23 protein-coding genes are annotated in these 22861 nt (G+C 55.4%); 7 read left to right on the top strand and 16 right to left on the bottom strand.

Features of this window, described 5'->3' with window-relative positions; genetic code table 11:
- Positions 1–154: 154 nt before the first annotated feature.
- On the top strand, positions 155–1762 hold the full coding sequence (nadB, locus tag ACL7TT_RS00940) for an L-aspartate oxidase (protein WP_413392399.1): 1608 nt from the start codon (positions 155–157) through the stop codon (positions 1760–1762).
- 25 nt (positions 1763–1787) lie between these two features.
- Here nadB and ACL7TT_RS00935 read toward each other — a convergent pair whose 3' ends face one another.
- Together ACL7TT_RS00935 and ACL7TT_RS00930 are read right to left on the bottom strand one after the other, a co-directional pair.
- Positions 1788–2240: a protein YgfX gene (locus ACL7TT_RS00935; protein WP_413392397.1), complete on the bottom strand. Its 453-nt coding sequence runs from the start codon at positions 2238–2240 to the stop codon at positions 1788–1790.
- Positions 2215–2460 (bottom strand): FAD assembly factor SdhE, encoded by a 246-nt coding sequence (locus ACL7TT_RS00930; RefSeq protein ID WP_299940689.1) that lies wholly within the window; start codon positions 2458–2460, stop codon positions 2215–2217. Before ACL7TT_RS00930 ends, ACL7TT_RS00935 begins: the two co-directional genes overlap by 26 nt.
- A gap of 112 nt (positions 2461–2572) precedes the next feature.
- Here ACL7TT_RS00930 and ygfZ point away from each other — a divergent pair, with 112 nt between their 5' ends.
- A complete protein-coding gene (ygfZ, locus tag ACL7TT_RS00925; protein WP_413392394.1) occupies positions 2573–3613 on the top strand; it encodes a CAF17-like 4Fe-4S cluster assembly/insertion protein YgfZ in 1041 nt (346 codons plus the stop codon).
- A gap of 634 nt (positions 3614–4247) precedes the next feature.
- Here the strand turns inward: ygfZ and ung are convergent.
- The 5 genes from ung to ACL7TT_RS00900 are packed head-to-tail and all read right to left on the bottom strand — an operon-like array spanning position 4248 to position 7547.
- Positions 4248–4973, bottom strand: coding sequence for a uracil-DNA glycosylase (ung, locus tag ACL7TT_RS00920; RefSeq protein ID WP_413392393.1), 726 nt, complete (start codon positions 4971–4973; stop codon positions 4248–4250).
- A 2-nt stretch (positions 4974–4975) separates the two neighbouring features.
- Complete coding sequence (locus ACL7TT_RS00915; protein ID WP_413392391.1) at positions 4976–5560, bottom strand: uracil-DNA glycosylase family protein; 585 nt, start codon at positions 5558–5560, stop codon at positions 4976–4978.
- Between the two features lie 9 nt (positions 5561–5569).
- Complete coding sequence (locus ACL7TT_RS00910; protein WP_413392389.1) at positions 5570–6502, bottom strand: hypothetical protein; 933 nt, start codon at positions 6500–6502, stop codon at positions 5570–5572.
- Between the two features lie 11 nt (positions 6503–6513).
- A complete protein-coding gene (locus ACL7TT_RS00905; RefSeq protein ID WP_299940701.1) occupies positions 6514–6996 on the bottom strand; it encodes a YajQ family cyclic di-GMP-binding protein in 483 nt (160 codons plus the stop codon).
- Positions 6996–7547 carry a YaeQ family protein gene (locus ACL7TT_RS00900; protein WP_413392387.1) on the bottom strand — a complete coding sequence of 184 codons (552 nt, stop codon included), beginning with the start codon at positions 7545–7547 and terminating at the stop codon, positions 6996–6998. The genes ACL7TT_RS00905 and ACL7TT_RS00900 overlap by 1 nt, the downstream gene beginning before the upstream one ends.
- Before the next feature lie 82 nt (positions 7548–7629).
- Here ACL7TT_RS00900 and ACL7TT_RS00895 point away from each other — a divergent pair, with 82 nt between their 5' ends.
- The 5 genes from ACL7TT_RS00895 to ACL7TT_RS00875 all read left to right on the top strand — a co-directional run bounded on the left by ACL7TT_RS00895 (position 7630) and on the right by ACL7TT_RS00875 (position 12412).
- Positions 7630–8241: a LemA family protein gene (locus ACL7TT_RS00895; protein ID WP_413392385.1), complete on the top strand. Its 612-nt coding sequence runs from the start codon at positions 7630–7632 to the stop codon at positions 8239–8241.
- Positions 8238–8984, top strand: coding sequence for a TPM domain-containing protein (locus ACL7TT_RS00890; protein ID WP_413392384.1), 747 nt, complete (start codon positions 8238–8240; stop codon positions 8982–8984). Before ACL7TT_RS00895 ends, ACL7TT_RS00890 begins: the two co-directional genes overlap by 4 nt.
- On the top strand, positions 8978–9595 hold the full coding sequence (locus tag ACL7TT_RS00885; RefSeq protein ID WP_413392382.1) for a TPM domain-containing protein: 618 nt from the start codon (positions 8978–8980) through the stop codon (positions 9593–9595). Before ACL7TT_RS00890 ends, ACL7TT_RS00885 begins: the two co-directional genes overlap by 7 nt.
- A 240-nt stretch (positions 9596–9835) precedes the next feature.
- Positions 9836–10846, top strand: a complete 1011-nt coding sequence (locus ACL7TT_RS00880) for a lipid A deacylase LpxR family protein (protein ID WP_413392380.1) — start codon at positions 9836–9838, stop codon at positions 10844–10846.
- A gap of 729 nt (positions 10847–11575) precedes the next feature.
- The gene (locus ACL7TT_RS00875) at positions 11576–12412 is read left to right on the top strand and encodes an MBL fold metallo-hydrolase (protein WP_413392378.1); all 837 of its coding nucleotides are present in this window, start codon (positions 11576–11578) and stop codon (positions 12410–12412) included.
- A 61-nt stretch (positions 12413–12473) separates the two neighbouring features.
- Here ACL7TT_RS00875 and ACL7TT_RS00870 read toward each other — a convergent pair whose 3' ends face one another.
- From ACL7TT_RS00870 to ACL7TT_RS00830, 9 genes are all read right to left on the bottom strand, one after another.
- Entirely contained in the window at positions 12474–12899 is a 426-nt protein-coding gene (locus ACL7TT_RS00870; protein ID WP_413392376.1) for a hypothetical protein, read from the bottom strand.
- Positions 12900–14384 (bottom strand): lysine--tRNA ligase, encoded by a 1485-nt coding sequence (gene lysS / locus ACL7TT_RS00865; protein WP_413392373.1) that lies wholly within the window; start codon positions 14382–14384, stop codon positions 12900–12902.
- Positions 14385–14456: 72 nt separating this feature from the next.
- A protein-coding gene (gene prfB, locus ACL7TT_RS00860) for a peptide chain release factor 2 (RefSeq protein ID WP_413392371.1) occupies positions 14457–15552 on the bottom strand; the annotation gives its coding sequence in 2 pieces (ribosomal slippage) (positions 14457–15479 and positions 15481–15552; 1095 coding nt in all).
- Positions 15553–15880: 328 nt separating this feature from the next.
- A complete protein-coding gene (locus tag ACL7TT_RS00855) occupies positions 15881–16330 on the bottom strand; it encodes a hypothetical protein (RefSeq protein WP_413392369.1) in 450 nt (149 codons plus the stop codon).
- Positions 16331–16370: 40 nt separating this feature from the next.
- A complete protein-coding gene (locus ACL7TT_RS00850; protein WP_413392367.1) occupies positions 16371–17000 on the bottom strand; it encodes a LysE family translocator in 630 nt (209 codons plus the stop codon).
- Between the two features lie 8 nt (positions 17001–17008).
- Complete coding sequence (locus ACL7TT_RS00845; protein WP_299940732.1) at positions 17009–17920, bottom strand: DMT family transporter; 912 nt, start codon at positions 17918–17920, stop codon at positions 17009–17011.
- Positions 17921–18000: 80 nt separating this feature from the next.
- Positions 18001–19728, bottom strand: coding sequence for a single-stranded-DNA-specific exonuclease RecJ (recJ, locus tag ACL7TT_RS00840; RefSeq protein ID WP_413392366.1), 1728 nt, complete (start codon positions 19726–19728; stop codon positions 18001–18003).
- A gap of 49 nt (positions 19729–19777) precedes the next feature.
- Positions 19778–21178 (bottom strand): threonine synthase, encoded by a 1401-nt coding sequence (gene thrC, locus ACL7TT_RS00835; RefSeq protein ID WP_413392364.1) that lies wholly within the window; start codon positions 21176–21178, stop codon positions 19778–19780.
- 88 nt (positions 21179–21266) lie between these two features.
- Positions 21267–22571, bottom strand: a complete 1305-nt coding sequence (locus ACL7TT_RS00830; protein ID WP_413392588.1) for a homoserine dehydrogenase — start codon at positions 22569–22571, stop codon at positions 21267–21269.
- Between the last annotated feature and the right edge of the window lie 290 nt (positions 22572–22861).

Below are 22861 nucleotides of genomic sequence, written 5' to 3'. Positions count from 1 at the left end.
TTGCGGAGGTCTCTTCCATTTATTGAGAGGCTACCGGCGCAGGCATTTTTTCTACTGTGCTGATGACACTGACAATTGGGCATAAGTTCCAGATCGAATCGACGAATAGTAAGGAAGCGCTATACTACGCGACCCCAGATCATAAATAAAATCTATGAATGCCCAGGAAAACTACGACATTCTCGTTATCGGCAGTGGCGCTGCCGGCCTCACCCTGGCGCTGCATCTCGCAGCCCGATACCGCGTTGCCCTGATTTCCAAGCAGCGCTTGCAAGATGGTTCCACCTGGTTTGCCCAGGGGGGCATAGCCGCAGTGCTGGATGAAACCGATTCGGTGGAATCGCATATTGCAGACACATTAGACGCGGGTGCCGGACTCTGCCACCCATCATCCGTACGCTTCACTGTCGAGGCAGGTGCTGCCGCTATCCGCTGGCTGATCCATCAGGGGGTGGATTTTACCCGAGAGGGCAGTGACTATCACCTGACCAAGGAGGGAGGGCACAGCTATCGCCGCATTATTCACAGCACCGATGCCACGGGTCGAGCGGTGCACAGCACCCTGATTGACCGGGTGCGCAGCAGCGACAATATCGATTGCTTCGAGCAGCACCTGGCGGTCGACCTGATCCGCCAGCCCGACCCGCGAGAGGGCCGCTTTCGCTGTGGCGGAGCCTATTTACTCGACCGCAGTTCAGGGGAGGTGGCACTGTTCCAGGCCAAAACTGTGGTGCTCGCCACGGGCGGCGCCAGTAAGGCCTACCTGTATACCAGTAATCCCGATGGCGCCAGCGGCGATGGTATCGCCATGGCCTGGCGCGCCGGTTGCCGGGTGGCCAATATGGAATTCAATCAGTTCCACCCAACCTGCCTCTACCACCCCAGGGCCAAGGCACTATTGGTGACAGAGGCACTGCGCGGTGAGGGTGCCTATCTGAAACTGCCAGACGGCAGCCGTTTTATGAATCGCTTTGACAGACGCGGCGAGCTGGCGCCGCGGGATATTGTCGCCCGAGCCATCGATCACGAAATGAAGCGCCTCGGTGCGGACTGTCTCTTTCTGGATATCTCCCACAGAGAACCCGATTTTGTCCGCGAGCACTTCCCCACGGTCTACAACAACTGTCTGCAATACGGTATCGACATCACCCGCAAACCCATACCGGTGGTGCCTGCAGCGCACTACACTTGCGGCGGCATCATGGTGGACCGGTACGGACGCACTGATCTCGACCAACTGTACGCCATTGGGGAAACCACCTTTACCGGCCTGCACGGCGCCAATCGCCTGGCCAGCAACTCCCTGCTGGAGTGCCTGGTGTATGCCCGCTCCACCGCCATGCATATCGACAAGCACCTGGGGGCAGTGCAATCACCCCGCCCCGCCCCGCCCTGGGATGCTTCGCGAGTCACAGACTCGGATGAGGACGTAGTGATTTCCCACAACTGGGACGAATTGCGCCGCTTTATGTGGGACTACGTGGGGATCGTGCGCACGCGCAAACGCCTGCTGCGTGCCCAGCACAGGGTAAAGCTGTTGCAGCGGGAAATTCGTGAGTTCTATGCCAACTACCGGATCACCAATGACCTGGTGGAATTGCGCAACCTCGCTTTGGTTTCCGAACTGATTATCCGCTCGGCACTGGAGCGCAGGGAGAGCCGGGGCCTGCACTACTCGCTGGATTACCCGCAGCTGCGGGAACTCGCCATGGATACCATTCTGGTTCCGGAGAATTTTGCCAACCAACGGCAGTTCATCTAATCCAAAAGGCAAGGAGGCGCCAGCCCTAGCGGGAATAGCGCAGCGCTACCTGCAATCTGCGCCAGTCGTCGGCGTGCAGCGCATCCCGCGCCAACACCAGGCGCAAACGCCTGCCCTGCCGATCCCGGCCATTGATCACCAGCAACCAGCGCCACAGCACCAGTTCGCCACAAAAACGAAACTCCCGCTCCTCCCCCCCTCTTTCCCGCCAGTACCAGCGACGTTCGCGGGTCGACAGCCTCCCTGCCATACGCCCCAGGCGGCACTTTTCCCAAGCGACGTAAACAAACACCAGCGGCAGCGCACCCCAGAACAGCCTGGGGGGCAGCTCGCAGAGCCACAGCAGCAGTACCGCCAGCAGGGCACCCAGAAGCAAAAGAATCAACAGCAGAGGGGATGACGCAGCAACGCAGCTCAAACGGGCGCTGCGCTCAAAGTGACCGGGAGAGGACCTATTCCTGCAGACCGGTGTGGTCACGGATAATCTGCACAATGCGGAGCAGCTCCGGGTCAGCGGGGTCCTCGCGACGCAGAAACCAGGCGAACAGATCCTGATCTTGCTCATCGAGTAATCGGATGTAGCGCTGCTGGTCTGCTGGTGCCAAGGTATCATAGACATTGTCTAAAAATGGCAGCAGTACCAAATCCAGTTCCAACATGCCGCGGCGACTGGCCCAAAACAGACGGTTGCGATCCATACGACGCTTTCCAATCCAGAGAAAGAACCCAGTATACCCGCAGCCCGGTAAACTTGAAAAATGCGCAAAGCCCCCCAAATACTGCCACCAGACAACCGCAGGTGGGAACACTATGGACCGACAACAGTGGCAGGATTTCCTCAGCGGCGAAGGCGCCATTTGGGAGGGCGACAAGGCCCATTTCCCCCTTACCAGTAGCGACGACCCACAGGGTCTGCACCTGATTGACCTGAGCCCCATCGGCGCTATCTCCATCCACGGCCCTGACAGCCAGAAATTCCTGCAGGGCCAGATCACCTGCGACCTGGTGAACCTGCCGGATGGACACAGCACCCTGGGCGCCCATTGCAGTCCCAAGGGCCGCATAATCAGCACCTTTAGCGCCCTGAAAGTGTCCCCGAGTCAGTTTGTTTTCCGGCTCCCGCGGGACCTGGCCCTCACTGCGCAACAGGCACTGGCCAAATACGCTGTATTCTTTAACACGCAATTGCAGGATATCAGCGCAAAATCCCTCTGGCTTGGCCTACAGGGCCAGAACGTAGCGGAGCGCGCCGCGCAACTGCTTGGCTGCAGCGCACCCGCCATTGGTGCGGTTGCGTCTTTTGATGTTGCAGGCGAGCCCTGTATCGCCCAGTCGGTCAATGAGTACCAGCTGGCCCTGCTGGTGCCAGTCACCAAGGTACAGCAGCTCTGGCAAACGCTCGCCCCACAGTGCGAAGCAACCGGCTACGACCTCTGGCAAAAAGGGCAGATTGATGCCGGCATCCCCCAGGTTGATGCCGCCACTTCGGAAATGTTTATCCCGCAAATGACCAACCTGCATCTGCTCGGTGGTGTGAGCTTCAAAAAAGGCTGTTATACAGGCCAGGAGGTGGTGGCCCGTATGCAATACCGCGGCGCAACAAAGCGCCGCCTCTACCGGGCAAAATGCGCTGGCGGCAACCTTCCGTCCAGCGGGTTGGAAATCTACGGCGAAGGCAAGCAGAGCATCGGTAACCTGGTGCAAGCCTGCCACAGTCAGGATGGAATACAGCTGCTCGCTGTGCTCACCATCGCCAAAGTCGCCGCCGGTGAAACCCTGCGATTCAAAGACGGCCGCACTCTGGAAATCCAGGCGCTGCCCTACGACGCGGATGCCGATCCGCTGGCTTGAATGGCAATAGGGCGATGACAAAAAGGGCGGCCAAACTAGCCGCCCTTTTAAATGGCAAGCGATCAATTGGTGTTCAGAATACTGTGTCATTTCTTTACCGGTAGCAAGAGTAATCCTCGCCAGTAATACCGGACACAGGCTTAAGGGAGTTTCTTCACCTCAAAGTTTTCCGGACTGAGATAGCCAAGAGCGGTGAGCCAACGGTAATACCCACTTCACGAGTTCTGGAGCACTGCTGCCATCCATGCCAAAAGGAAATGCCAGCGGTGTTCATGCATAAATCGGTAGCAATTCACTTTTGGTTCTACGCGAAATAGGTGGCTGCTTTTTTAGGATCGCCAGAGCAGATTCTCACTTGCTTTGACTCACTTATCTCTGGTCAGTCGATCGCCAACTGTAGACCTGAGACGCGTGAAGCCCAGCCTCCTGAGCTGCCTATGGAATACGGGCTTTTCCCGGCCAGCTTCAAGGCTTCAGCTTTGAATTCACGCCTGTGTTGCTTGCTGGACAAGAATCACCTCTGTGGTTTCGCTTACTCACCTAATGAGGTGCCCAGTATTGCTGGTAGGGACCATTCTCAAAAAACTGGGACAAATTTGGAAAATATGAGAAAGCGAATAGTAGTGAAAACCGATTATTCAAGCTCTATCGCAGTCCTTTCCAGTGCCCGCGTCTCCGGTAACTGCCAGTCAATGGGCGTCTGACTCCGTTGCTGCAGCCAGTGGTTGGCCTGGGAGAAAGGCCGGGTACCAAAAAAGCCGCGGTGGGCCGAGAGTGGTGAGGGGTGCGGTGCACGCAGCACCAGATGTTTGTTGCGATCGATAAAGCCGCCCTTTTTCTGTGCGTAGCTGCCCCACAGGATAAATACCAGCCCCTCGCGCTGTTCCGCCAGTTTGTGGATCGCCACATCGGTAAACTGCTCCCAGCCACGCCCCTGGTGGGCGCCCGCCCTGCTGTCTTCCACCGTCAAAGTGGCATTTAGCAGCAATACCCCCTGCTCGGCCCACGGCTGCAGGCAGCCATGGTGTGCGGGCACTATGCCCATATCCTTGTGCAATTCCTGGTAGATATTTTGCAGGGACGGCGGAATGCGCACGCCGGGTAACACCGAGAAGCACAGGCCGTGGGCCTGACCGCTGCCATGGTAGGGGTCCTGCCCTAGTATGACCACCTTCACCTGGTCAAACGGGGTGGAATTAAACGCGTTGAAGATCTGCCCGCCCGGCGGATAGATCCGCTTGCCGGCTGCCTTTTCCCCTCTCAAAAACTGGCGCAACTGGGCCATATAGGGCTGCTCAAACTCTTCACTCAGCACCGCGTACCAGGAAGGATGAATCTTGATATTATTAGTAAGCGGCATATTTACATCCTGAGTATCTTGTGTATGTGTTGTCGCAATTCCGGCACCACCGCCTCTTCAAACCAGGGCCGCCGGCGTAACCACAAGGTATTGCGCGGACTGGGGTGCGGCAAGGGAAAATAACCGGCCGGCAGCGCGTCGCGAAAGTGGTACACATTTTCACTAATACTGCCATACCAGTGCGGCAGGTAGTGGCGCTGGGCGTATTGTCCCACTAACAGGGTTAGTTGCACATTGGGCAACTGCGCCAGCAGGCGCTGGTGCCAGGTAGCGGCGCATTCGGGGCGCGGCGGCAAATCCCCACCCTTGCCGCGGCCCGGGTAGCAAAAGCCCATGGGGATAATGGCAATGCGGGACACATCGTAGAAAGTTTCCCTGTCGATCGACAGCCAGTTGCGCAGCCGGTTGCCGGAAGGGTCATTCCACGGTATACCGCTGGCATGCACTCGGGTACCCGGTGCCTGCCCGACAATCAACAGGCGAGCCGACCCCGCTGCCTGTAACACGGGATTGGGCCCCAGGGGCAGCTGTGCCTCGCACAGATGGCAGGCGCGGATCTCGGCCAACAGTGCCGACAGTCGCTCCATCGTTACCGCCTAGGCACTGTCGGGAAAAGCCAGGTGCAACAACAGCGCGCGCCGGTCCCCCGGGTCTTGAGCGCGGGCGCTATTATCGTTGTCGAACACCACAAAAATACCCTGCTCGCTCACGGCCAGCCCGCCGCCCTTACCGCGGAGGGCCACTTCGTAAACCCGTTCCGGCGATTTCTCCAGTGCACGGTAATCCAGGCACCACTCAGCTTTCAGGCTCGGCAGGGCCCTTCGACATACCGCATGGGCATTGCCTTCCAGGGTAAAAAGCGCGCCATCGTAATACGCGAGACCGGTAAGATCTTCGGGATTACCGTGAAAATCCAGACCGGCTACGGGGGGCAGTGAAAATACCTGCGCATCGCCACCCGGGCTGAGTCTGAGCAAACCGCGAGGCTCGCGCTCAATGGCCAGCCAAAACTGGTCACGGGCTTTTACCAGCCCCTCACTGGAAACATTGGATGTTTGCAAATATCCCCGCGCCTTTACTTCAGGAGACCATAGATTTTCCAGCCAGCGAGCTTCGCCCTGCTCCTCTACCACCGCAATGCGATTGTAGCGCTCGCTCAGAAGATAGATACGATTCTCATCACAGCTGACCCCTTCAAAATCCAGATCTCTGGCCGGCCGAAATAGCTCCGGGATAAAGGACCAAAGGCTTGTCGCTTTGTTTCTCTTCGGCACTCGAAGTCCAGTGAGCTTCAAGTGGGACACCAGTTCGGCGCGCCCTTCCATCAGCTTAATCGCATAAACCTCCCTAGACGCCCTATCGGAAACCGTGAGCAGTTTGCCGGCACAAAAGCTCAAACCGGAAAGGTCCAAGCCCGCGCTGCCATCCACCCAATAACTCGCCAATAACCTGGCGGTACTGATGTCAGCGGCTATCGCCAAGGGCGACAGCAGGGCAAACGCTATACCAAAGAAAAAACGCTTAATCACGCTATATCCTATCAATCACGGAAATTATTGAATTGTAATGGTTGTTCAAGCTCCCTGCCCTTGAGCAGTGCAATGACCTGTTGCAGGTCATCGCGCTTCTTGCCGGTAACCCGCACTTGTTCACCCTGGATGGCCGCCTGTACCTTGAGCTTTTCATCTTTGATCAACTTGACAATTTTCTTTGACAGCGCTTTATCCAGGCCGTTTTTCAAGGTTATGCCCACCTTGACCTGTTTGCCGGATTGCTCTCTCTCGCCAATATCCATGGCCAGGGGATCTATATCGCACTTCACCAGTGCACCGCGCAGCATATCCACCATTTGGTCAAGTTGAATATCCGCCTCGGCACACACCACCAGGGAGAAATCATGCATTTCTACTTCTGCATCCACCCCTTTGAAGTCAAAGCGGTTGCTTACCGTGCGGTTTACCTGATCCACGGCATTGGTCAATTGATGTTTGTCCACTTCAGATACTATGTCGAATGAAGGCATTAACTTCTCTGCTCCTGTTGCCAGATTTCCGGGGATAACTCCACATTGTGATTGCGGGTAGCGAACCAAAAATACCCGTCCTGAATGGTGACGCTGAAATCCATATTGCGCTCGACCATCGCCGCAAGCTGCGCTGTGCTATGGGCAGGGAGGTAATAAACCTCAAGGTTGCCCAAGCGTGTGAGCTGGCTTTGCAGTTTCTGCCACCACACCAACGCAGTGCGCCCACCGAAGCTGTAAACCAAAACCCGCCCGCACCGGTTGCTGGCCTTGCGCAAACGCTCAGCAGTAGGCAGGCCCACCTCTATCCAAAGGTCAATCTCGCCACTGGGGCTTTTCTGCCAAAGATCCGCATCCTCGGCTGAGGACAAACCCCGGGTGAATGCCAGTGACGACGTCGCATTGTGCACGAAGGCCAGTAAACGCATCATCATACGCTCATCGGTTTCTGATGGATGTCGTGCCAAAGTCAATTGGTGCTCCCCATAGTAATCCCGATCCATATCGGCAATTTGCACTTTGGCTTTAAAAATTGTTGCTTTTAACGCCATTTCAACTTCAACTCTCTAGAGCCACCAGCATGGGGGGGAAGGCGGACTATTCTTGGTTCATGGAAGCATAAGGCTATTTTACATGACCTCTGCTACCGGCAGCAGCTCGACAATCAGACACTGCGCCCCGCTCTGCCTGCTAAAAGAGGTACCCAGCGGCTGTGGCATCAACAATAGCCCCAAGCGTGACGCGTGGGTAAAAGCGTGCTGGGCCCAGGTGGAAAACCTATACCAGCGTTGTGCAAACCAGATACCCAACCCAGTAGAAACCGTACAGGCTTATGCGGGAGGCAGACGTAAGATCCTGCAAGCCGTTACCGAAACTCGCACAAAAGCCATCAGCGCCCTGCAGATGGATAACAACCCGCTCAATGACCTTGGCAAACAGCAGCAGTATGGCGCCGCTCAGGCCCGCTTATCATATCCCCTGACCCGCTTGATTTTTGTGATAGGACACTACTCCGCCCCCAGGGCAAACTGGCATTTCCTCAGCCTGCAATCCCAACTGGAGAGCACGGGGCACTGGATCAGCATGACGAGGCGGGATTATATCCGGGCTGTCGAGCGCTACAACCGGAAGATGTGCCTCTTCCCCAAACATACCTGGCACGCCTTACTCTATAGCGATAAGCCAACAAGGAAGACCATCCAGGCAACCAGCGAGAAAGCCGAGGCGCCTCCGATCATACAATGAATTGCTCCGGTCCCATCACCTTCACCCTGATTGCACTGCTCTTCTCACTGGTTGCGCAGGCGGATGTACAATTTCCCCCGCTATCCGGTCATGTAGTGGACAGGGCCAAATTGCTGGCTGCGGATGAGCGATACCACCTGACCGAACTGGTCCAACAGTACGAATCCGATAGCAGCAACCAACTGGTGATTGCCATCCTGCCAGAGTTGCAGGGAATCACCATAGAGGAATACGCCTACCAGCTGGCACGCCACTGGAAACTGGGGCACAAAGATAAAAACAACGGGGTGCTGTTTTTAGTGGCTCCTAGGGAACGGAAAATCCGTATTGAAGTTGGTGATGGGCTGGAGGGCACCCTCACCGATGCCTTGGCTGCCAACATTATCCACACCAAAGTGCTGCCGGAGTTTCAAAGTGGCGACTTTGGCGAAGGCATTAACGCCGGAGTGCAATCCATTATCTCAGCCACCAGAAATGAATATGTGGCCGAGCCACTGGAGAGCAAGAAAGACCGGCGCATGACAGTTTTACTCGGACTATTCCTGATTCTGGTCATACTGCACCTGTTCGTCACTTCGGTGCTCAGCGCGCCGGTACACGGACGCAGCTACAAACGGGGGCGCTTTGGCGGCAACTACGGCAGCGGCGGTTTTGGGGGCGGTTATCCTGGCGCGCGCGCCGGGGACAACTTTAGCGGCGGCGGCGGCGGTTTCGGTGGTGGGGGCGCATCGGGAGGATGGTAATACTTAGCAGCAGCTATCAGCGCCAGGTTACCGAAGCGATCAAGGAAGTTGAATCACACACCGATGCCGTGGTAGTGGCAGTTGTGGCCAAGAAGGCGGATAACTACCTGTACATCTCCACGCTTTGGGCCGCTTTCCTGGCACTATTACTCTCCCCTATCCTTCAATTTCTTCCCTGGTGGATCAACTTCCAACAGGCCTTTATGCTCCAGTGGATATTTTTTATTACCCTGGCCATTCTCTTGCGCTGGAGACGCATTACCATGAAACTGGTTCCCAAGAAAATAAAGTACTGGCGCGCTTCAAATCTTGCCCGGCGACAGTTTCTCGAGCAGGGATTACATTGCACCCAGGACCAACTCGGACTTTTAATATTCGTGTGCGAGACAGAGCGCTACGTAGAAATACTGGCGGATCGTGGTCTCGCACAACATATTACCAATGAAAAATGGCAGATCATCGTCGAAAGCTTTATCCGTGAAATCAAGCGGGGAAAAACTGGAGAAGCTCTACTACAGTGTATCGTACTGTGTGGAGAATTGCTTCAAGACGCCGCCCCTACCAGTAAAGTAAAAGACGAACTACCCAATCACCTTATCCTGCTGAGCTGAGAAAAACCGAAAGCCAATCCCCACTAAAATGACAAATCATATACATTTCTGTAATACAACCCTACATCAGAACCATTGAAAACTCATTCATATATATCCACAAACCGGGATATATCATTCGCTGACCAATAATCGTCGATGTGATTTTTCATGGCTTATCTATACTTCACAGAAGAACCGCTCCTGCGTTTTTAATCCGCTCTCATTAATCATGACTTAGGCGATAGGTTAGAGCGCCCTATGATACGATTTTTATTGTCGGTTTTATCGACCTGTCTTTTGTTTTATTCATTATACAATCACGCCAATGACGAACAGAGTGCAAACCTGTGGTCCTATAACTGGGAAAACGATTTTTGGGTCAATGACGATGGTGGCTATACTAACGGCTTTTCCTATACTTGGGGTTACAGTATAGGCAAGGAAGGCTTTAGCGACGAGAACATTCCCAGTTGGATTCATCGTATAACCCGCGATACACCAATCGCCACTGTGAAAAATAAACAGCGGGCAATGTCCTTTAAGATAATGCAGGAAATGTATACACCTGACCACACCTCTAGAAAGGAAGTTAATACCGAGGACAGGCCCTATGCGGGCCTACTCTACTGGCAGGGCAATATGTTTGCTGGAAGTCACTATATCAATGACCGCCTGAGCCTGTTGCTGGGTTTTGTCGGCCCACCCTCCCTTGCCAAGCAGTCGCAAAAGGCCGCTCACAGTTTGATCGGAGCCAATCCCCCCAAAGGCTGGAAAAACCAAATCAATACCGAACCGATTTTCCGGCTGGAGGCCGAACGGGTCTGGCGCCTCGGCAGTATCACCCTTGGCGGTGATCACGAAATGGATTTTATCACCCTCGTCCAAGGGGGAGTTGGCAACCGAAAAACTGATTTTGGTCTGGGCTTTGGATGGCGCATAGGTTCGGGACTGGCCAACAGTTTCCTTAACACTTCGGTGAATCCAGCCACAAATATGAATCCGGCCATGCTACCAAAACACGGTGATTGGCATTTATTTATCACCTGTATGGGTACTTATGTCATTAACGATATCACCCTCAATGGCAATACCTTTAGCAATAGCCACTCAGTTAAGTTACAGCGAAAGCTGCATATTGCAACAGCGGGCGGAGCTATTCAGCTTTACCGTTTTACCGTTAATTTTACCCTAAGTGCGGTTTCGGAAGCTTTTGATGTGCAACAAGGCACTAATCAATACGGATCGCTGGCACTGACTTATCGCTGGTAGCGCCGTGTTACATGTCTCAGTTGTACGACACTTGTTGCCGGCAAGAATTCTGGCGCTGTCGAGCCGGAAGTATAACCTATATATTCGGGATCGCAGCTACCGGTTTAATCAGGTCAACCCGGATTTTGAATAGTATCAGGCACAAGAACAGCGGAAAGCCCTCTCATTGCTGGCGATATCACAGACAGGTTAAAAAATTCCGCCATGACAGTATACTACCACTCCCAACGCCGCTTTCTACCCCTTTTTCGACTCAAAATCGCCACAAACTTTATTGATGGAAATTCGACCTTCAGCGCCGACTTGTTGCTCCTGTTCGGGAGCAACCAGTGCCTGCTGGGGTTTTCCCATTTGGTGGCAAAATTCCTCAATGACCTGTGCTGGAAGACTTGCACTGGATACAGTACTGAACAACAGGTACCGATATCAGATAAAAGGTGCTGGCTTGGCACAGAGTAAATAGTAGGGTAAGGTAGATCTATACTTGGCAAACATAAATGCGCTCAAAAATAAGCCAAGTAGTTTCTGAAATAGTCGGGTTAACAACCTGTAAGGTCACTCACTTATATTGCCCGCTGCGATTTGTGACTCCACCCTTCCTTTTTCCGGAAGGTTTTGCAGTTTATCGATGACAAGTAGCAACTTATCGCAAATATATAGCACGCAATGCAAAAATACATAACAAGCAATACATAATATTTCTTTTTAAATCTTGGGGGGGGGGAGATCATGAATACAAAACAAGTATTAGCAGCAAGTGCTGTTTTTTTATCCTCTGCCGTTTCGGCCGCAGAGGTTTGCTTGTTGGCGAATAATGGCTTTCTGATTAAAGGTAAGAATAAGTCGGTAGTTCTGGATGCCATGATAGAAAAACCGATGTATGGATACCCGGCATTAAGCAGTGAAACTTACGCTTTATTCATACATGGAAAGGCCCCTTTTGACAGCCTCGATGTTGCCTTAACCACACATAAACATCGGGATCACTTTCAGGCAGAGGTGTTGCTGGAGCATGCTAAAAACAGCCAAACAGTTTATGTTTTGCCACCGCAGGCCAAAGCAGAAATTGATACGATCGCACCAGATCATGATTTAGCAGACCGCTTGCTAACAGATGTCCCTATTCATAATAGCAAAGCCATTGAACGACAGGTAAATGGGGTTGATATAACGATTTACAGCATCAATCATGGTGCTCGGGAACCCGCCGAAGGCGCAAAGCAAACAGAAACGAATCATTCTGCTTATAAGGTGGAGATAGATGGGATTAGTTTTACCCATCTTGGTGATGCAAAGACAACAACTGAATTTTTGTCAATGGCAGGAGTGACAAAGGCTAAAACGGATTATTTGCTGGTTCCTTATTGGTCCGTGAGGAACCCTGAATATGTTCATGCTCTGAAGGAAGCATGGGACTTTGATCATTTAATCCTGATGCATATGGATCAAATCGACAGGGAAAACCCAAAGCAGCTAACCTGGTTCAATAAAACAATTTTGTCTTTGAAGGAAACCTTTCCTGAAGCTTGGATACCACTCAAAGAGATGGAGTGTAGAAAGACTTAATGGCCTGTAGGAAACGCCATATTCAAAAACCCAAGGATTTTCCTTAAATTGAGATCCGCATTTACAATGGCCTCCACCACAGCGGCTCCCCCTGGGTGCGCAGGGGTAAAAATAAATAGGGGGTGACGGCAAAGCGCCAGTCGATTGCAGAACCTCGGTAGCCATTGGCGGTGGCGCTGTACGCGATGGCGTGGCTCCCTGACGAGGAGGGCAGACCTTGCCGCCCGGTTTGGGCCGTTGCTCCTTGGCAAAACAGCACCAGCATAGGGTCGAGAGTATTTTCACCATACCTGCCTCTACCACCGAGAACGCCCGCTGTGATCCCTCTGGTATCAACCAGATCACCGGCTGGTACACCAGCCGGTGAAAGAAAAATAATATCGGCAAACACAGGAAGCTTGCTGATTTCGACGGGGTAGTAGAAACAGCCGCCGCACCGTACCTCTGGTGCGATGGCTATGCGCACCGGGCAGTGCGTAGAGGTCAATCAGCCATTCGCTTCCGGGCGCATATGCGGGAACAGCAGCACATCGCGAATAGACGGAGCGTTGGTCAACAGCATCACCAGGCGATCGATGCCGATACCCTCGCCGGCGGTGGGCGGCAGACCGTACTCCAGGGCACGGATGTAGTCGGCGTCATAGTGCATGGCCTCGTCATCACCCGCTTCCTTCTCTGCCACCTGAGCCTTGAAGCGCTCCGCCTGGTCTTCCGCATCGTTCAACTCGGAGAATCCGTTGGCGATTTCGCGGCCACCCACAAAGAATTCGAAGCGGTCAGTCACGAAGGGGTTGTTATCGTTGCGACGCGCCAACGGAGATACCTCGGTGGGGTATTCGGTGATAAAGGTGGGCTGGTCAAGGCGGTGCTCCACGGTTTTCTCGAAAATTTCGATCTGCACCTTGCCCAAGCCCCAGCTGCCTTTGAACGGAATATCGAGTTTCTCCGCCAGAGTCCGGGCGGATTCGATATTGTCAATATCCGCCGCGGTCAGCTCCGGATTGAAATGTAGGATGGAATCGAATACAGACAGGCGTGAAAACGGCTTGGAAAAGTCGTAACTGCGGCCCTGGTATTCCACCGTAGTGGTATTCAGCACATCCTCGCAAATACCGCGCAACATCTTTTCTGTGAGATCCATCAGGTCGCTGTAGTCCGCGTAGGCCTGGTAGAACTCAAGCATGGTGAACTCGGGGTTGTGGCGGGTGGACAAACCTTCGTTGCGGAAATTGCGGTTGATCTCGTAAACCCGCTCGAATCCCCCCACCACCAAGCGTTTCAGGTACAGCTCCGGTGCGATGCGCAGGTACATATCGATATCCAGCGCATTGTGATGCGTCACAAACGGACGCGCACTGGCACCGCCGGGAATCACCTGCAGCATGGGGGTTTCCACCTCCATAAACTGTTGGCCATTGAGAAACTGGCGAATGTACTCGATAATTTTAGAGCGTACACGGAACACTTCACGGGCTTCAGGCGTGGCAATCAGGTCCACATAGCGCTGGCGGTAGCGCAGCTCCTGGTCGGCAATGCCGTGGAATTTTTCCGGCAGCGGGCGCAGCGCTTTGGTGAGCAGAGTGTACTCTTCGCAGTTAACGTAGAGATCGCCCTTACCAGATTTGTGCAATGTGCCTTTTACACCGACGATATCGCCGATATCCCAGGCACCGAAACGCGCCTTAATGTCTCTCTGTGCCGCCTTGTCTGCATACAGCTGGATGCGGCCGGACACATCCTGGATCACCATAAAGGGCCCGCGTTTCGCCAGGATACGCCCAGCTACGCACGCGCTTTTACCCAGCTCTTCCAGTTCCTCTTTCTGTTTATCGCCGAACTCAGCTTGCAGGTCGGCAGCGAGGTTCTCGCGGCGAAAACTGTTGGGGAAAGCATTGCCCTTCTCGCGCAGAGCGGAAAGCTTGGTGCGGCGCTCGGCGATCAGTTTGTTTTCGTCTTGCTGGATATCAGTCATGGTGATCTATCAGTTATGTGAGTGATATTGCCCCCTATCGACGAGGGGCGCGGTGAGGGTGGAGACCTTGAATCAGAGGCCGGCTTTCAGGCTGGCTTGGATGAACTGGTCCAGATTTCCATCCAGTACTGCTTGGCAGTTGCTGGTCTGGACACTGGTGCGCAGGTCTTTGATACGTTGGTCATCCAGAACGTAGGAGCGGATCTGGCTGCCCCAGCCGATATCGGCCTTGCTGTCTTCCATGGCCTGTTTTTCCGCATTGCGCTTGAGCATTGCCTGCTCGTACATTTTTGCGCGCAACATCTTCCAGGCCTTGTCGCGATTCTGGTGCTGGGAGCGCTCGCTCTGGCACTGCACCACGATACCGGATTCCGTATGCGTCAAGCGTACAGCGGAGTCGGTTTTATTGACGTGCTGGCCGCCGGCACCAGAGGCACGGTAGGTATCTTCACGCACCTGGGATTTATCAATTTCAATCTCGATATTGTCTTCAATTTCCGGGGATACAAACACGGAAGAAAAGGAAGTGTGGCGGCGGTTACCGGAGTCAAAAGGGGATTTACGCACTAAACGATGCACACCGGTTTCGGTGCGCAACCAACCAAAGGCATGATCCCCGGAAAAATGTACGGTGGCACTCTTGATACCTGCCACCTCACCGGCGGACACCTCCTCCAGAGTGGCCTTGAAACCGTGGGATTCTCCCCAGCGTAAATACATCCGCAACAGCATTTCCGCCCAGTCCTGGGCCTCGGTACCGCCGGAACCCGCCTGGATATCCAGATAGGCATTGTTCTCGTCGTTCTCGCCGGAGAACATACGACGGAACTCCAGGAGTCCAAGCTGTTGCTGCAACCCTTCAATCTCCGCCGAGACCTCATTCACAGAGTCCTCATCATTCTCTTCTACCGCCAGCTCCAGCAGCTCGCGGCAATCGGAGATGCCGGCATCGAGATTCTCAATGGTGGCCACCACCGCTTCCAGGGAGGAGCGCTCGCGCCCCAGTGCCTGTGCGCGGTCCGGGTCATCCCAGACACTCGGCTCTGCCAGTTCCAGTTCGACCTCGGTCAGGCGTTCTTTCTTGCTGGCATAGTCAAAGATACCCCCTAAGAACATCGGTGCGCTCTTCGAGGTCTTTTAATTGATTCAGAAAGGGATTGATTTCCATGAATTCTCGGTGTCCCGGCAAAGTAAAAGCGGCGCGCATTCTACCCCAGCACATGGGAGCTCTGCCAGTCAGCCGGCAGCCCGAAAGAGCCCTCTTGGCATATCCTTGAGCTCAGCACTGTCTCCGGAATTGCACACTGCCGGGCTCGCTACCGGTACAACTGCCTCCAATCGGGCAAAGTTGTGCTGCTTGCGCAAAGACGCTTTGGACCTGGAGCGCCTGGCTCTCACCAAATGCCGGTTTACAGGCTGTACGGTTGGGAGTTTATTGTCCAGTCTGGAAAGTTCTCACTTGTCTGTGGTAGCAAGTAGGGGGCAATGGATAAAGCCTAAGCGCTATTGTCCCGGCACTCGGACATCTGGTACTGCACCTGCTCGGCTATGTTGTAGCCCAGTTCCAGGGCGGCATCCAGGGCATCCATGCTGACTTGGTGCAACAGTATATCTCCTGTAGGCGCACCACACATCGAGGGATACATTCTATCGGTGCGCACACCGCAACGGGATGCCTGCACCACAACATTATTTTCCCGCAGCCTGGCCAGGCTCTGCTGCAATGTCATACCACCGCCCTCACATTGCTTGCGGCCACTTGTGCGGTACACCCACACCAGCGCTCCGGGTTCCGGTACAGGAGGCTTTGAAGACACCTCCACCGCAGGGCGTTCGGCAGTCTGGGGCTCCTTATCCACGCTTTTTTCCTCTTTGGGCTGCCCGCAAGCACTCACTGCCAACACCAATAACAGAGCAAGGAGCGCAGACACGGTGTCTTTGATCATCAAAATTCCTCCAAAATGCATCAATCGGTGGCAGCCTGGCTCAGGATAGCGCCAACCAGGCGCCCACCAGCAGCATCAGGGTACCAGAAACGCGGTTAATCAGGCGCACATTTTCAGTGCGCTCCAACAGTCGACTGAGCGCCTGACCACCCCCAGCGTAAATCAGTAAACACAGGGTTTCCAGCAGCAGTATGGTGGCAACCAACACCGAGAGTTGCGGCGCCAGTGGTTGGTTCTGGTTAATAAAGGGCGGCAACAGGGCTATAAAGAAAGCCCAACCTTTGGGGTTGGCTACGGCGGTGACAAACCCCTGCGTCATCAGCGCTTTCGCCGAAGGCCGCGCACGCGCGGCACTGTGCCCTACTTCATCGAGAATGGCCAGTTGCCCCCGGGAGTGCCACATTTGCACGCCCATCCAGGCGAGATAGGCCCCACCGCAATATTTAAACACCTGAAATACAGCCGGGTACTGCACTATCAGCACTGCAGCTCCAAGCACCGCGGCCAGGGCCACCAGGGCCACCCCCGCCAACTCGCCCGCCATCATCCAAAGGGTTTGACGCACCCCCACAGTAATGCCCAGACTGAGTGCTAACATCATGCACAATCCCGGGGTTAGCGAGACAAAGAAACTGGCGGGTACTAAGAGTGCGAGTACAGACAGATCCATGGCATTGCCTAGTGATGGGTACCGCTGTGATTCCCGTAATGACTGACCAGCATGCCCGCTAACATCAAGCCACAACCGATCAGCTCGGAAGTGTTGAGCACTTCATTCAAAAACAGCCAACCCGCCCCCAGAGCGAATACCGCCTCCAGGCTCATGATCACCGTGGCGTGGGAAGGTGTCGCATAGCGCTGGGCCAGAAGTTGGAAAGTGAATGCCAATGCAGTGGAAAAAATCATCATATAGGCAATCGGCCAGGCCGCATCCACAGCCGACTGTATTGTTGCCTCCTCGCTGAGAAGCGATGCCAGCGCCGACAGCAGACCACACACCAGAAACTGGATACAGGCCAGACGCAGTGCATCGTAGCGCTTCACCAGGTGATCGGCAGACAGCACCTGGATGGCGAACACAAAGGCGCTGGCGAATACCATCAGGTCGCCAACCAACTGCGAGGCCTCACTGAAATCCGCCAACCTGTAGAGGCCAAACAGGGCCAGGCCGATCCCCATCCAGGTCCATCGATTGGTCTTGTGCCCGAGAGATAGGCCGATCACCGGCACCAGCAACAGGTAGAAACCGGTAATAAATCCGGCGCGACCGGCAGTGGTATACAGTAGACTCACCTGCTGTAATGCCGCACCGAGAAACAACCAGAAACCGAGTACAGCGCCGCCGGGCAGACAGGCTGCCCAGCGGTGATTGACGTGCTTGCCGCCCACTTCACCGGGCTGGACCTCTCTGCGGGAGGACAACCAGTAGACAATCGGAATCAAAATCAGGCCGCCGAGGATAAAGCGCCAGGCATTGAACGCCAGCGGTTCTATATCCGCCATGGCGATTTTTTGTGGCACAAAAGCAACACCCCAAAACAGGGCCGCCAACAGCAGCAGGATTTCAGCCTGGACTTGTTTGCGCTTCACGGTTTCTACTTCCATTCACGTTTATGAATAACAGCTACGAACAGACTCCATACATCTCGTAACTCTCGAAAAAGGTGACCCTATACCACCTCCAATAGGTTCACCATCAACTGCAGAGACTCCCGCCCGCGAAATTCGTTGACGTCCAATTTAAACGCCATGCGCACTCTCCGCGTGGCCTGGGGCCACTGGCTGGTATCCACATTAAAAGCGATGGCATCGAGCGCCAGTTGTGGCGCCTGTGGTGGAGCCACCACCATCTTCAGATGACGCTCACCGACAATGCGCTGCTGTAATAATAGGAACTCGCCATCGAAAACCGGCTCGGGGAAAGCCTGCCCCCAGGGTGCGCAGGCACGCAACAGTGATGCAGTCTGCAAGTTATAATCCTGGATGGTCAGCTCGCCATCGGAATCAATCACAGCCTGCAGGTGGTTTTCATTGAGCCTGTTGCGCACCACCCGCTCAAATGCGGTGCGAAAGGCATCGAGATTTTCTGCCGGCAGAGTCAACCCCGCAGCCATGGCATGACCACCGAATTTGCTGATCAGTGCGGGATTGACTGCAGCCACATCGCTCAGGGCATCGCGGATATGCAGACCGGGAATAGAGCGCGCGGAGCCCTTCACCAGGCCATTGTCGCCTTCGGCAAAGGCGATCACCGGGCGGTGAAACTTTTCCTTGACTCGGCTGGCAAGAATACCCACCACACCCTGGTGCCAGCTGGCATCGTACAGGCACAGACTCCAGGGGATATCCCCTTCCAGACGCAGCGCCTCCAGTGCCGCCAGGGCCTCCCGCTGCATGCCCTGCTCAATCGCCTTGCGATCCCGGTTGAGTCTATCCAGCTCTCCCGCCAGTTCGCGGGCCTCCCCCGGGTCCCGGGTCAGGAGACAGCGAATTCCGGTGCCGATATCATCCAGACGCCCGGCCGCATTGATACGCGGCCCCAGGATAAACCCGATGTCAGTGGTGGAAAGCCGGCGCTGATCGCGCCCAGCTACTTCCAGCAGCGCGACAATGCCGGGGCGACAGCGACCGGAGCGGATTCGCGCGATACCCTGGTGCACCAGGATACGGTTGTTGTGATCCAGCGGCACCAGGTCCGCCACAGTACCGAGCGCCACCAGGTCGAGGTATTCGGCCATATTCGGCGGGGCGATACCACTCTGCTCGAACCAGCCACACGCCTGCAGGGCGCTGCGCAGGCGACTGAGCAGATAGAAAATCACTCCGACGCCGGCCAGGTTTTTACTGGGAAAATCGCAACCCGGCTGGTTTGGGTTGACGATGGCATCGGCTTCCGGCAGCTCGCTACCCGGCAGATGGTGATCGGTCACTATGACCGTTATACCCGCCGCCTTGGCCGCCGCCACCCCGTCGATACTGCTGATACCGTTGTCCACGGTAATCAGCACATCCGGGGCATAGTCTTTGGCCACCTCGACAATTTCCGGGGTCAGACCGTAACCAAAATCGAAGCGGTTGGGCACCAGAAACTCCACACCCTGCGCGCCCATGGCACCGAGCGCGAGCATCGCGACCGTGCAACTGGTGGCCCCATCGGCATCGAAGTCCCCCACAATCACAATCTTCTGCTGGGCCCGGACGGCCTTCATCAGCAGTGTCACGGCGACATCCAGGCCGCGCATTGTCTCGGGTTTCTGTAATCTGGAGAGGCTGTGATCCAGGGCCTCTTCGCTGGCGATGCCGCGACCGAGCAGAACTCTCTGCAAGATTTTCGGTGTACCAGAAGCAAAACGGCCAGTGGATAAATCCACTGGCCGGCGCTGAATTTTTGTACTCATTGTTTCTCGGCTACATTCAAATCCAACAAACAGGGCCGGAGTCCGGTGACTAATTCCCGCCGGACAGCATGGCCGCCATATAGCCCTGCACCTGGGACAGGTTGTTGGGCAGCACCTCAAGTCGCTCCTCGCGCTGCCACAGGTCCTGCATATGGGCCGGCAGGGGAATTACGGTTTGTGGCAGCGCCTGCGCCACCGCATCGGGGAATTTTGCCGGGTGCGCGGTGGATAAGCAAACCATGGGCTGTTCGGCAGAGTGACGCACCCGCCGCGCAGCCTCGACACCGATCGCAGTGTGGGGATCGAGCAGGTACCCACTGGCCGCAAACTGCTCGCGGATCACCGCCATTGTGCGCGCATCGTCGACCCGATGGCTAGAAAACACCTGCCGCGCTCGTGCCAGGGCCTGCTCACTCAAATGCAGAGGGGCACTGCGATCCGCCAGCAGCGCCGCCACAGTGGCGCCATCGTGCGCGTACAGATCGAACAGCAAACGCTCAAAATTGCTCGACACCATGATATCCATACTGGGTGACAAACTGTGTACCAGCGGCTTGAGTGTGTGGTCATTACCACTGAGGCAGCGGTGCAGAATATCGTTGGCATTGGTGGCGATCACCAGTTGATCAATAGGCAGTCCCATCTGTCGCGCCAGGTAGCCCGCAAAAATATCGCCGAAATTCCCGGTGGGCACGGAAAAGTTCACCGTTGTGTGCGGCGCGCCCAGGCGCAGTGCCGCATAAAAGTAGTAAACGATCTGCGCCATAATGCGCGCCCAGTTGATGGAGTTCACCGCGACCAGGCGGCGTCCGTCGGGCAGGAAGGACTGGCTGGCAAAGCTGGACTTCACCATGTTCTGGCAATCGTCGAAATTGCCCTCCAGGGCAATATTGAACACATTGTCCGACAGTACCGTGGTCATCTGTCGGCGCTGCACTTCGGAAACCCGGTTGTGGGGGTGCAGGATAAAAATATCGATATTGTCGCAGTGACGGCAGCCCTCAATCGCCGCCGAGCCGGTATCCCCCGAGGTGGCCCCCATCACCACCACGCGCTCACCGCGCTTCTTTAGCAGATAGTCGAACAGCTGACCGAGGAACTGCAGGGCAAAATCCTTGAAGGCCAGGGTCGGGCCGTGGAAAAGCTCCAGTATCCACTCATTGGTATCCGTCTGCACCAGCGGCGCTACCGCTCGGTGACGAAACGGCCGGTAAGCGCGCCCGATGATCTCCCGCAACACTCGGTCACTGAGATCCCCGCTCACAAAAGGCTGGACAATACGAAATGCCAACTGTTGATAGTCCAACATCGCCATAGCGGCAATATCTGCGCGGGAAAACTGCGGCAACGCCTCGGGCATATAGAGACCGCCGTCAGTGGCGAGGCCCGTGAGCACGGTATCAACAAAAGAAAGTGACGGCGCGCGGCCGCGGGTGCTGACATATTTCACAATTGTATTTAGCCCCAGAAGCTAGCGGGAATTACACAACATATGCCATCCTCTAAGGGCTGGCGTGACTTGGCCATACTAGCCGGGATCAGCCGAGACTTTCCACACGGATTCGCACCACCTCTCCCTCGACGGTATCCAGGGCCTGAATCTGTGCGACCGCCCCACACAGGCTGGCCTCCCTGGCGCGACTGGTGAGAATGACCACGGGCACTAACCGTTCTCCCTCCTCCGGTTCATGCTGGATCAAGGCTTCGATACTGATACCCCAGTCACTGCAGATGGTAGCGAGTTCAGACATGACACCGGGCTTGTCGTACGCGGAAATCCGCAGGTAGTAGCTGGTGACCACCTCTTCGGGTGGCAACACCCGGGTACCTGCCTGTGCTGTGAGCGCAACACCGGCCGCCGGCACCCGCTGGTCCGGCCTGACTTCAAGCGCGCGTGCCACATCCACAATATCGGCAATCACTGCAGAGGCCGTCGCTTCGCCACCCGCACCGGCACCGTAATAGAGGGTGGACCCAACCGCATCGCCACTCACCAGGACGGCATTCATAACGCCGTCCACGTTGGCGATAAGCCGGCGCTGCGGAATCAGGGTCGGGTGCACCCGCAGCTCCACCCCCTGGCCCCTGCGCCGGGCGATCCCCAGGTGCTTGATGCGATAACCCAATTCATCCGCGTAGCGAATATCTTCCCTGGAAATCCGGCTGATGCCCTCGGTATAGACCTTGTCAAAAGTCAGCGGCATGGCAAATGCCAGGGAGGCCATAATGACCAGTTTATGCGCAGCGTCTATACCCTCAACATCAAAGGTGGGGTCTGCTTCCGCGTAGCCCAGGGCCTGTGCCTGGCCCAATGCCTCGGTAAAACTGCGCCCTTTTTCGCGCATTTCGGTGAGGATATAGTTGCCGGTACCATTGATAATTCCAGCGATCCACTGAACTCGATTGCCCACAAGGCCCTCGCGCAGGGACTTGATAATGGGTACCCCCCCCGCCACAGCGGCCTCATAGGCGATCGTCACCCCTTTTCGGGCAGCAAGCGCAAACAGCGCATTGCCGTGCTCAGCAATCAGTGCCTTGTTGGCGGTGACGACATGCTTGCCATTATCAATCGCTGTCAATACCAGTTCCCGCGCCACGCCTGTGCCGCCAATCAGCTCCACCAGAATATCCACGTCGGGATTGTTGGCAACAGCAAAGATATCCGGGGTTATTTTCAGCCGGCTGGTATCACAATCGGGATTATTGCGGCGCGCACCGACCTGTTCAACGATCACCGCGCGTCCACAGCGTGCGGCGATCTCTTCCCCATTGCGCGCCAGGACATTGATGGTAGCCCCTCCCACAGTGCCCAGACCGCACACGCCGATACGCACCGCGCGCAGGGGCCTCCCCGCAATCTCTTGGCCTCCCGCCTGTGCAGCTTTTTCAACTGTTGCGCTCACAAATTTCCTCCCGTGCTCACGATCCCGACACACTGCGATCACACCCCAAATACCCTGTCAGGGGTCGGTGCAATAAATGCCACTAAAATCTACAGAATGTCGTCAACCTTACCGAGCAAAAAGAGAAAAAGTCAATAAAATTGCGTGCCCATACAGCCAGACAAGGGAGGGCCTGCCGAGATTTTTATCATTTTAAAACCCCTCTTGAAACAGGTACCATCCTCTGCAGA

The sequence above is a fragment of the Microbulbifer jejuensis genome, from assembly GCF_047289955.1.
Taxonomy (GTDB): Bacteria; Pseudomonadota; Gammaproteobacteria; order Pseudomonadales; family Cellvibrionaceae; genus Microbulbifer.
Note: the sequence above shows the minus strand (reverse complement) of the source record. Positions and strands in the feature narration are given on the sequence as shown.

What these genes read in the sequence shown, in the direction of transcription:
- ACL7TT_RS00900 (WP_413392387.1), bottom strand. Translation starts at nt 7,547, where the DNA reads ATGGCGTTAAAAGCAACAATTTTTAAAGCCAAAGTGCAAATTGCCGAT.
- ACL7TT_RS00850 (WP_413392367.1), bottom strand. Translation starts at nt 17,000, where the DNA reads ATGGATCTGTCTGTACTCGCACTCTTAGTACCCGCCAGTTTCTTTGTC.
- lysS (WP_413392373.1), bottom strand. Translation starts at nt 14,384, where the DNA reads ATGACTGATATCCAGCAAGACGAAAACAAACTGATCGCCGAGCGCCGC.
- ACL7TT_RS00885 (WP_413392382.1), top strand. Translation starts at nt 8,978, where the DNA reads ATGGTAATACTTAGCAGCAGCTATCAGCGCCAGGTTACCGAAGCGATC.
- nadB (WP_413392399.1), top strand. Translation starts at nt 155, where the DNA reads ATGAATGCCCAGGAAAACTACGACATTCTCGTTATCGGCAGTGGCGCT.
- ACL7TT_RS00895 (WP_413392385.1), top strand. Translation starts at nt 7,630, where the DNA reads ATGACCTCTGCTACCGGCAGCAGCTCGACAATCAGACACTGCGCCCCG.
- ACL7TT_RS00855 (WP_413392369.1), bottom strand. Translation starts at nt 16,330, where the DNA reads ATGATCAAAGACACCGTGTCTGCGCTCCTTGCTCTGTTATTGGTGTTG.
- ung (WP_413392393.1), bottom strand. Translation starts at nt 4,973, where the DNA reads ATGCCGCTTACTAATAATATCAAGATTCATCCTTCCTGGTACGCGGTG.
- ACL7TT_RS00875 (WP_413392378.1), top strand. Translation starts at nt 11,576, where the DNA reads ATGAATACAAAACAAGTATTAGCAGCAAGTGCTGTTTTTTTATCCTCT.
- ACL7TT_RS00890 (WP_413392384.1), top strand. Translation starts at nt 8,238, where the DNA reads ATGAATTGCTCCGGTCCCATCACCTTCACCCTGATTGCACTGCTCTTC.
- ACL7TT_RS00880 (WP_413392380.1), top strand. Translation starts at nt 9,836, where the DNA reads ATGATACGATTTTTATTGTCGGTTTTATCGACCTGTCTTTTGTTTTAT.
- ACL7TT_RS00905 (WP_299940701.1), bottom strand. Translation starts at nt 6,996, where the DNA reads ATGCCTTCATTCGACATAGTATCTGAAGTGGACAAACATCAATTGACC.
- ygfZ (WP_413392394.1), top strand. Translation starts at nt 2,573, where the DNA reads ATGGACCGACAACAGTGGCAGGATTTCCTCAGCGGCGAAGGCGCCATT.
- ACL7TT_RS00930 (WP_299940689.1), bottom strand. Translation starts at nt 2,460, where the DNA reads ATGGATCGCAACCGTCTGTTTTGGGCCAGTCGCCGCGGCATGTTGGAA.
- recJ (WP_413392366.1), bottom strand. Translation starts at nt 19,728, where the DNA reads ATGAGTACAAAAATTCAGCGCCGGCCAGTGGATTTATCCACTGGCCGT.
- ACL7TT_RS00915 (WP_413392391.1), bottom strand. Translation starts at nt 5,560, where the DNA reads ATGGAGCGACTGTCGGCACTGTTGGCCGAGATCCGCGCCTGCCATCTG.